This window comes from Pseudomonas sp. Sample_10 (genome assembly GCF_004321495.1).
GTDB lineage: Bacteria > Pseudomonadota > Gammaproteobacteria > Pseudomonadales > Pseudomonadaceae > Aquipseudomonas.
Genome location: NZ_RCOE01000106.1, coordinates 1 through 9,666, shown reverse-complemented (window position 1 = coordinate 9,666; position 9,666 = coordinate 1). Strand labels below are relative to the sequence as shown.

Below are 9,666 nucleotides of genomic sequence, written 5' to 3'. Positions count from 1 at the left end.
AAGCAAAGCAAAGCAAAGCAAAGCAAAGCAAAGCAAAGCAAAGCAAAGCAAAGCATCAAAACTTCTTTGACTCGACAGCGCACACCCACCCAGAGTCAGGCCGGCCGGTAGGCCGCCTCGCTCTTGCTTTGGCTTTGGCTTTGGCTTTTGATTTTCTTGCCCCATCGAGAGGCCGAGTGGAGGTTCTGCGTAGTGGGCAACCCGGCATGGATGCCGGGTTAGCCGCCCCCGGCCATGGATGGCCGATGGCGGCGGGCCCACGGAGCAGGACCGGAGCGAGGGCATGCCGAGCCTAGGCGAGGCACCGAACGAAAGGGGCAAGAGCGTTTGGTTACTTTGCGCTTTTCAAAGTGACCCGCTGTAAGAGCGGAACCCTAAGTGGCCGTTACCGCAGCAACGGATATGTACACCTCATAACGAAAAAGCCGCCGTTACCACAGCAACGGATATGTACACCTCACAACATAAAAGCCACCGTTACCACAGCAACGGATATGTACACCTCACAACGTAAAAGCCGCCGTTACCACAGCAACGGATATGTACACCTCACAACATAAAAGCCGCCGTTACCGCAGCAACGGATATGTACACCACCAAAACAAAAAAATCTCAGAGAGCCACACCCTGCTCATCCATCTTGCGCCGCAAGCTCAACGGACGCATGTCAGTCCAGGTCTCCTCGATGTAAGCCAGGCACTCCTTTTTCAACCCGCTCTTGCCCACGGTACGCCAGCCTTGCGGCACAGCTTTGTAGTCGGGCCAGATCGAGTATTGCTCTTCGTGGTTGACCACGACCTGAAAGAGGATGTCCTCGCGGTCGAATACTGAAGTCATGCTGTTTCTCCGTCAGTGTAGGGTGGGCCGCACGCTGCGTGCAGCCGCTATGTAGAAGGAACGTTCCGGCCCCCGGAAAATTTAAAGACCGGCAGTTGCAGCGGCCAATGCCCGGCCGAAAATCTCGGCGACACGGTCGATTTCCGCGGCGGTAATCACCAGCGGCGGCAGGAAACGCACCACCGCGCCATGCCGGCCACCCAGTTCCAGGATCAAGCCACGCTTGAGGCATTCGCGCTGCACCAGCGGCGCCAAACGCGCAAAGGCAGGCGGATGCCCCAACGCGTCCAGCGCCCCCGTCGGGTCGACCAGTTCGACGCCAAGCATCAAGCCACGACCGCGAATGTCACCCAGTTGCGGGAAGTCGTGCTGCAGGATGCGCAAGTGTTCGCTCAAGCGTTCGCCCATGGCGGTGGCGTGTTCGCACACTTTGTGTTCAACCAGGTAACGCATCACCGCAGAACCGGCAGCCATGGCCATCTGATTGCCACGGAACGTCCCGGCATGGGCGCCCGGCAACCAGGTGTCGAGCCAGTCTCGATACACCACCACCGCCAACGGCAGACTGCCGCCGATGGCCTTGGACATCACCACCACGTCCGGAATGATCCCCGCATGCTCGAAGGCGAACATCTTGCCCGTGCGGGCGAAACCGCTCTGAATCTCGTCGACGATCAACGCGACGCCAGCCTTTTCGGTAATCCGGCGCAACCCACGCAACCAGTCCAGATCGGCCGGGATCACCCCGCCCTCGCCCTGCACAACTTCAACGATCACCGCCGCCGGCAATAGCACGCCGGCTTCCGGGTCGTTCAACAGGTTTTCCAGATAACTCAAGTTGGCCTTGACCCCTTGCGCGCCGCCCAAACCAAAGGGGCAACGGTAATCGTAAGGGTACGGAATGAACTGCACGCCATTGCCGAGCAAAGCGCCCAGCGGCTTTTTCGGCCCCAGACTGCCCATCAGGCTCAACGCGCCCTGGCTCATGCCGTGGTAACCGCCCTGGAACGACAAAACGGTGCTGCGACCGGTGGCGGTGCGCACCAGTTTCAGCGCCGCTTCTACGGCATCGGTGCCGGTGGGACCGCAGAACTGGATCTTCGCTTGCGCGCCCAGTGCTGGCGGCAACAAGCCGAACAGGTCCTGTACGAACCGGTCCTTGACCGGCGTCGTCAGGTCAAGCGTATGCAGAGGCAACTCGTCAGTCAGCACTTGCTGGATGGCTTCGATCACCACCGGATGGTTATGCCCCAACGCAAGAGTGCCGGCGCCCGCCAGGCAGTCGATGAACGTGCGACCTTCGACGTCTTCGACATGAATGCCCTTGGCGCGCTTGAGGGCCAGTGGAATGCGTCGCGGGTAGCTGCGGGCGTTGGATTCCTGTTGGCTCTGACGGGCCAGTAACGGCGATTCGGCGAACTGATAAAGCGACTCGGTCGGGGCGACCCGGGCCGGCTGATCTTCGATAAGACTGGTAGCGACTGACATCTCTCGACCCCTCAATAAGGTTTTCCTGTTGTGGAAACGCATCAGGGGCTCAAGGATTTAGACCTTCGACAAGGCTTTGTGCATAGGGATGACGGGGAGACCCGCCACTGTCAGGGGTTCGGCCTGCGGCTGGTAACCCAGGCGCCGATAAAAGGCTTCGCCGGTTCGCGTGCTGTTCAGTCGCGACTGGCGAAGCCCCTGATTGATCAGCCAGCCCTCAAGATCGCGCACCAACGCTTGGCCGACCCCGCGACGAAACCACTCCGGCATCACATAGCAGAACGCAACCTGCCCCTGATTCGACGCCATCGCCACCCCCACCGGTTTGTCGTGCAGCAGGGCGAGGTTGAGGTACAGGTGTTGATCCGAGAGCCAAAGCTGGATGTTTTCGTGGGTTTGATTTTGCGTCCAGGTCGCAACGACTTGCGGCTGATTACGATGGTCGAGGGCGCAACCGACCCGAATGGAGCGCTCGATGATGCGGCTGATGATACCGGCGTCGGCCGGAGTCGCCTTGCAGGTATGTATGGGTTCGTCCATGGCGCCGTTACCTCAATCCATTGAGTGTCAGGGAACGATAGTTGTACGAGAGCCGGACGACCAATTCAGAGAAGTTACATTTGATGTAGCGCCCGCGGGAGCGGCGGTGCGACGATTCGACTTGCCCGCGATGGCGTCCTGGCAGGCGATATTGATGCTGAATCTGCCGGCCTCATCGCTGGCAAGCCAGCTCCCACAGGTAATGTGTCGTGCCCGGTTGATGCGGCCAACACAAGACCTGTGGTGTTTGTCAGACCGGTTGCAACGGCATGCTCAATTCAACCCGCAATCCATCCGGGCGGCTGTCGAAATGCAACGTACAACCACAGCGCTGGACGATGGCCTGGACAATTGCCAGGCCGAGACCGCAACCGGTGCTTTGACCGTTGCGCCAGAATCGCTGGGTCAGGTGTTGCACGTCATCCTCGGCAATGCCCGGTCCATGATCGCGGACCACGAACTGCACACGGTTGCCGCTGGTTTGCAGGCTGAGCTCAACCTCACCTTCGCCGGGCGTATGGCGCAAGGCGTTGTCCAGCAAGTTGCGCAGCGCGGCAATCGACAGCACCGCAGGCATTTGTACCGGCGCCTGGGAGACCCTGGCGGGCAATTGCAATTTAATGCGCTGGCGATCACCGCCGGCGGCGTCCTGAATCGCCAGTTTTGCCACCTGCTCGGCGCTGCATTGCACACCGTCGTCAAACGACAAACTGCCCTCGACCCGGGCCAGCAACAACAACTGTTCAAGCGTGCGGTGCAGACGGTCGGCGCCCTCCTCGGCCCGGGCCAGGGATTGATCGCGAGCCGCGCCATCGGTCATGCGCGCCACCTGCAGATGGGTCTTGATCGCGGTCAGCGGGCTGCGCAATTCATGGGCCGCGTCACCGGTCAGCCGGCGCTCGCGCTCGATGGTCTTGCCGATGCGCTGGAACAGCTGGTTCTGCGTGTCCAGCAGCGGTTGCAGTTCGCTGGGCAGTGGCTGGACCTGCAAAGGTTCCAGGGAGTCGGCGCTGCGACGCATCAAGGCATCGCGCATGCGATTGAGCGGCGCCAGTCCCTGGCCGATCCCCAGCCACAACAGGCACAGGCAACCCAGCAGCGCCACACCCACCGGCACCGAAGCGGCCAGCAGGATCGACATGTTCAACGCTTCCCGTTCAATTTGCCGATCCGCGGTGGTGATCCGCAGATCGCCTCGCGCGAGGGTAAAACTGCGCCACGGCGCGCCGTCGATCTTCTGATCGTGGAAGCCCATTTTCTCGGCTTCCAGGGTTTGGCCAGGGTCCGTGTGACTGCGGGCGAGGATTTCCCCCCGCAGCGAGCTGACCTGGCACGCCATGCCACCGGGAATGCTCAGCTGTTCGGCACTGAAATGCGTGCCCTCGCCCTTGCTCGGCAATGGCGGCAATTGCTCCATCAGCCCGGCGACCATCCGCGCCGAAGCCACCAGGCGCTGGTCGAGGGAGAACATCATCTGGTTGCGCAAGTCGCTGAGCATCCAGGCCGCGGCCAGCGCCCAGATCAGCGCAAACGCGGCGCCGAGCGTCAGGCTCAGGCGCAAACGCAAACTCATCACTTCGATTGATCTCCGCCGTCGGCCGGCCCCAGGCGATAGCCCAGACCGCGCACTGTTTCAACGATGCCTTTACCCAGTTTGCTGCGCAGATGATGGATATGCACGTTGAGGGCGTTGCTTTCCAGTTCGTCGTTGAAGCCGTAGACGCTGTCCTTGAGTTGCTCGGTGGACAACACCCGGCCACGGTTATGCAGCAGGGCCTGCAACAGCGACTGTTCGCGACGCGAGAGGTCCACTGGACGACCGGCGAGCGTGGTTTCGCGGCTGCTCGGGTCGTAGGTCAGGGCGCCGTGTTCGATCAGATTGACACTACGCCCTGCCACCCGCCGCAACAGCGTATGCAGGCGCGCGGCCAGTTCGCGCAGGTCGAAAGGCTTGAGCAAATAGTCGTCGGCGCCGGCCTGCAGACCGTCGACGCGGTCAATGACCGAGTCCCTGGCCGTGAGGATCAACACCGGTAGCTCCAGACCGTTGTGGCGCAATTGCTGAAGTAACTTCAGGCCGTCTTCATCGGGCAAACCGAGATCGAGCACCATCACGTCGAACTCCGCCACCTTGAGCATCGCCCGGGCTGCAGACGCGGTGGCCACGTGCTCAACGGTCAGGCCCTGGGCGGTCAGGCCGGCGACGATGCCGCTGGCGATCAACTCATCGTCTTCGCAAACCAGTACGTGCATAAGAGCCTCGTGTAAATAAAGCGGATTAGGCCGGCGACCGATTAAGCGGACATTATGCCGCAAGTGCCATTGCCACAAGGCTGCCAAGGTTAATCATCGGTTAATCGTCGCCACCCATTGTGCTGCTCACTTGCAAAAGATAAGGCTTTTCCATGCGCCATCTGTTCCTACTCGTCGCCCTGTTGTTCTCCGGCCTGACCCAGGCCGGCACTGATCCGTTTGCAACCAAGCCAGAGTTTCTGCCGGTCGACAAAGCGTTTGTCTTTACCTCGCAGCGCCTTGAGTCCGGCGAAACCCAATTGTTCTGGCAGATCGCCGACGGCTATTACCTGTATCAGAAGCGGCTGAAGTTCGACGGTTTACCGATCGGGCAGCAACCTGCATTACCGCAGGGCGAAGCGCACAGCGACGAGTTTTTCGGTGAACAGCAAGTCTATCGTCAGGGTCTGGAGTTGAAGATTCCTGCCGGTGCCACCGGCCAGGTCAAGGTCGGGTTCCAGGGCTGTGCCGACGCAGGTTTGTGTTATCCGCCACAAACCCAGGTCGTGGACCTGGGTAACAGCGACGCCGCCGTTGCAACTGACGAAGCGCCGGACCAGGCATTGGCCAGCGGCCTGCAAAAGCAGGCATTGGGTTGGAGCTTGCTGGTGTTTTTCGGCCTCGGACTGTTGCTGGCGTTTACCCCCTGCTCGCTGCCGATGTTGCCGATTCTGGCGGGTTTGATCGTCGGCAGCGGCGCCTCGACCAAGCGCGGTTTTGCCCTCGCAGGCAGTTATGTGGTGAGCATGGCATTGGTCTACGCAGCGATGGGCGTGCTGGCGGCGCTGTTGGGGGCGAATCTGCAGGCACTGTTGCAAAATCCTTGGCTACTGGGCAGCTTCGCGGCGATTTTCGTATTGTTGGCGTTACCGATGTTCGGCTTCTTCGAACTGCAATTGCCGGTGGCGGTTCGTGATCGGCTGGAAAATGTCTCGCGCAATCAGCGCGGCGGCAGCCTGGTCGGCGCCGGTGTGCTGGGAGCTTTGTCTGGCCTGTTGGTGGGGCCGTGCATGACCGCGCCGCTGGCCGGCGCCCTGCTCTACATCGCGCAAAGTGGCAACGCGTTGCACGGCGGGCTGATCCTGTTTGCCCTGGGCATTGGCATTGGCATGCCGCTGCTGTTGCTGGTGACGGTCGGCAATCGCTTCATGCCCAAGCCTGGCGCCTGGATGAACCTGGTCAAAGGCATTTTCGGTTTCCTGTTCCTCGCCACTGCGCTGCTGATGCTGCGTCCGGTGCTGGATGAGTCCCTGTGGATCGGTTTGTGTGGCGCGTTGCTGGTGATTGCGGCCTACAGCGCCTGGAAGCAATCGGACGGCTTCGGTCGCGTGGCGCATCTGTTCGGTGCTACTTCGTTGTTGCTGGGCATGTGGGGAGGCTTGTTGATGATCGGCGCAGCAGGCGGCAGCGATGATTTGTTCAAGCCATTGCAGGTTTTCCGCGCTTCGAACTCGGCCGTTGCGGCTGTCCCGGTCGGTCACGACGCCTTCACTACCGTCAAGGACCCGCAAGCCCTGCAACGGGAACTCGACGCGGCGCAAGCGCAGGGCCAATGGGTACTGCTCGATTACTACGCCGACTGGTGCGTGGCGTGCAAGGTCATGGAAAAACAAGTGTTCGGTAAAACCAGCGTGCTTGAAGCCTTGAGCGATGTGCGCTTGCTCCGGCTGGACGTCACCGCCGACAATGCCGCCAGCCGTGAACTGCTCGGTCGCTACAAAGTACCGGGGCCGCCGAGCCTGTTGTGGATCGGTGCCGACGGCGTTGAGCGTCGCAGCCAACGCATCACCGGCGAGGTCGATGCCGACACGTTCCTGAAACGCTGGACCACCACCCGAGACGCTCGCTAATGCTGACCTTCACCCTCGGCACCTTTGCAATCGCGCTGAACCACCTGCTGCTGATCAGTGCCTTGGCACTGGCGACCTTTGTCGGTTGGCGAGTGGCCAAACGTGGGGGCGAGAACCCAGAGTCGGCGCTGTTCAGTCTGTTCCTGATCGGCATGCTCGCGGCGCGGGTCGGTTTCGTCGCCGTTTACTGGAACCACTATCGCAGTGATCCCTGGCAGATCATCGACCTGCGCGACGGCGGTTTCCTCGCTTGGCCGGGGGTGATCGCGCTGGTGCTTGCCACCCTGTACCGAGGCTGGCGTCGACCGGGTTTGCGCCGCCCTTTGGGCTTTGGTGTCGCCAGCGGCCTGGCGTTCTGGCTATTGGCGACCTTCTCCCTGGCGATCTACGAGCAAGGCACGCGCTTGCCGGAAATCGCCTTGCGTAATGCCGCCGGTGAAACGGTGCAACTGGCCGACTACAAGGGCGGCCCGCTGGTGATCAATCTGTGGGCCACCTGGTGTCCGCCATGCCGCCGGGAAATGCCGGTGCTGGAGAATGCTCAACAGCAACGCCCGGACCTGACGTTCCTGTTCGTCAATCAGGCCGAAAGCATGCAAAGCGTCGCAACGTTCCTGGAAACCCAAGGCCTCAGTCTGTCCAATGTATTGTTCGACGGCAGTGGTCGCCTGGGTCAGGCCGTCGGCTCAATGGCATTGCCAACTACGCTGTTCTACAGCCCCGACGGTCGCTTGCTGGGCAGCCATCTGGGTGAATTGTCGCAGGCCAGCCTGGCCCGCGCCCTGGAAAACTTCGATTCCGTACCTGCCACCTCTTCAAGGAAACTGCCATGCCCCGCCTCCGCCATCTGCTGACCCTGAGCCTCGGTGCCGCCCTGCTGCACTTGCCATGGGTGCAGGCCGAAGAGTTGCCCGAGGCGATCAAAAAGATCGAAGCCAAAGGCGCGAAGATCGTCGGCCAGTTCGATGCCCCTGATGGCTTGCGCGGGTACGCCGCGCAATACCAGAACCGAGGCATGGCGCTGTACCTGACGCCGGACGGCAAACACGTGCTGCTGGGCAATCTGTATGACGCCCAAGGCAATGACCTGAGCAGCGCACCGTTGCAGAAACTGGTGTACGCGCCAATGGCCAAGGAAGTCTGGGGCAAGATGGAAGCGAGCAACTGGATTGCCGATGGCAGCAAGGATGCACCGCGTATCGTCTACATGTTCAGTGACCCGAACTGCCCTTACTGCAGCATGTTCTGGGAACAGGCGCGGCCATGGGTCAAGGCCGGCAAAGTACAGCTGCGTCACATCATGGTCGGCATCATCCGCGAAGACAGCCCCGGTAAATCCGCCGCCCTGCTCGCCGCCAAGGACCCGCAAAAAGCGTTGCAAGACCACGAATCCGCCGGCAAGGCCAGTACGCTCAAAGCCCTGAAGGAAGTGCCACCGGCAATTGCGGCGAAACTGGCGGCCAACATGCAGTTGATGGAAGACCTGGAGCTGCAAGCCACTCCGGCCATTTTCTACATGGACAGCAAGGGTGAACTGCAACAGCAGCAAGGTGCGCCGTCGCCGGACAAACTGGCGAAGATTCTCGGGCCTAAATAGTGTTCTGATTTTGATCGTTCCCACGCTCCGCGCGGGAATGCAGCTCGGGACGCTTCGCGCCCTTCCAGAGCCGGACGCAGAGCGTCCGAAGAGGCATTCCCACGCAGAGCGTTGGAACGATCTCAAACGCAGAGCGTGGGAACGATCTCAAACCAACTAATTTCTTTGAGCCAAAAACTCGAGCAACGCCTCAGTGACAAACTGCGGATTCTCCAGATTGGAAATATGCCCCGCCTCCGGCACCAGCACACAGGGACAACCGATCAGCTCGGCCATTTCCTGCGCTTCGCTTGGTGGACGCGGCTTGTCCTGATCGCCACACAATACAAGCGTACTCGCCGCGTCCAGTTCGCCCAGACGCGGCAACAGATCATCACGCGCGAACGTAATCCGGCCCATCGGTACGATGCTTTCACGCAGACGTTGCGCTGGCAATGCAGCGAGTTTGGCGCGGAACGCCTGATACAACGCCGACTGCGGATCGATGCCCGGACGGAAGAAAATCGGTACCACGATGTCCAGCAACTGCGGTGCAATCACGCCGCTTTGTTCGATCATGTCGAACAACGAAAAATAGTACTGGCGGGTCGGTTCCGGCTCGACACCGACATAGGTGTCCATCAACACCAGGCCATTGAGCCGCTGCGGTGCCGACAACGCCAGGCGTACGCCCCACATGCCGCCGACCGACAGGCCGATCAGGGTCACACGCGCGATATTCAAATGATCGAGCAATGCCAAGGACTGGCGCGCCACATCGTCCAGCGATGCCGTGCCAGCAGGCAGCGCCCCCGATTCACCGTGGCCCCACAGGTCCAGCGCGATGACTCGATACTGTTGTGACAGCGCCGCGATCTGCGGCGCCCACATGGTCTGGTCCCACAGATAACTGCCGGCCAGCAGGACTGCCGGGCCAGAGCCTTGATCGATGTAGTGGAGGGGTTGGCCGTCTAGGGTTACGAAAGGCATCGTGTCTGCGCCAGTAAAAATGGAACAGCAAGACTGCGCGGCTGGCAGGTTGCAGTCAATCGCACCAATGTATGTATTCCTGCTGACGCCATC

At 60.9% G+C, this 9,666-nt stretch carries 9 protein-coding genes; 3 read left to right on the top strand and 6 right to left on the bottom strand.

The annotated features are described in order from the left end of the window. Positions 1 to 612 precede the first annotated feature (612 nt). The 5 genes from D8U18_RS09370 to D8U18_RS09350 all read right to left on the bottom strand — a co-directional run bounded on the left by D8U18_RS09370 (position 613) and on the right by D8U18_RS09350 (position 5,118). On the bottom strand, positions 613 to 837 hold the full coding sequence (locus D8U18_RS09370) for an MbtH family protein (protein ID WP_056856334.1): 225 nt from the start codon (positions 835 to 837) through the stop codon (positions 613 to 615). Positions 838 to 918: 81 nt separating this feature from the next. Beyond that, positions 919 to 2,325, bottom strand: a complete 1,407-nt coding sequence (locus D8U18_RS09365; protein ID WP_131107493.1) for an aspartate aminotransferase family protein — start codon at positions 2,323 to 2,325, stop codon at positions 919 to 921. Positions 2,326 to 2,382: 57 nt separating this feature from the next. Next, the gene (locus D8U18_RS09360) at positions 2,383 to 2,865 is read right to left on the bottom strand and encodes a GNAT family N-acetyltransferase (RefSeq protein ID WP_131107492.1); all 483 of its coding nucleotides are present in this window, start codon (positions 2,863 to 2,865) and stop codon (positions 2,383 to 2,385) included. 250 nt (positions 2,866 to 3,115) lie between these two features. After that, entirely contained in the window at positions 3,116 to 4,441 is a 1,326-nt protein-coding gene (locus D8U18_RS09355; RefSeq protein ID WP_131107491.1) for an ATP-binding protein, read from the bottom strand. Beyond that, positions 4,438 to 5,118, bottom strand: coding sequence for a response regulator (locus tag D8U18_RS09350; RefSeq protein ID WP_056856338.1), 681 nt, complete (start codon positions 5,116 to 5,118; stop codon positions 4,438 to 4,440). The genes D8U18_RS09355 and D8U18_RS09350 overlap by 4 nt, the downstream gene beginning before the upstream one ends. Positions 5,119 to 5,270: 152 nt before the next feature. Between D8U18_RS09350 and dsbD the strand changes: the two genes are divergently transcribed. From dsbD to dsbG, 3 genes are read left to right on the top strand one after another with little or no spacing between them, the layout of a single operon-like run. Continuing rightward, a complete protein-coding gene (gene dsbD, locus D8U18_RS09345) occupies positions 5,271 to 7,007 on the top strand; it encodes a protein-disulfide reductase DsbD (RefSeq protein WP_130904068.1) in 1,737 nt (578 codons plus the stop codon). After that, positions 7,007 to 7,861: a TlpA disulfide reductase family protein gene (locus D8U18_RS09340; protein ID WP_056856340.1), complete on the top strand. Its 855-nt coding sequence runs from the start codon at positions 7,007 to 7,009 to the stop codon at positions 7,859 to 7,861. Before dsbD ends, D8U18_RS09340 begins: the two co-directional genes overlap by 1 nt. Further along, positions 7,837 to 8,604 (top strand): thiol:disulfide interchange protein DsbG, encoded by a 768-nt coding sequence (gene dsbG, locus D8U18_RS09335; RefSeq protein WP_130904069.1) that lies wholly within the window; start codon positions 7,837 to 7,839, stop codon positions 8,602 to 8,604. The genes D8U18_RS09340 and dsbG overlap by 25 nt, the downstream gene beginning before the upstream one ends. Positions 8,605 to 8,760: 156 nt before the next feature. Here dsbG and D8U18_RS09330 read toward each other — a convergent pair whose 3' ends face one another. Further along, positions 8,761 to 9,573 carry an alpha/beta fold hydrolase gene (locus D8U18_RS09330; protein WP_131107490.1) on the bottom strand — a complete coding sequence of 271 codons (813 nt, stop codon included), beginning with the start codon at positions 9,571 to 9,573 and terminating at the stop codon, positions 8,761 to 8,763. Positions 9,574 to 9,666 lie beyond the last annotated feature (93 nt).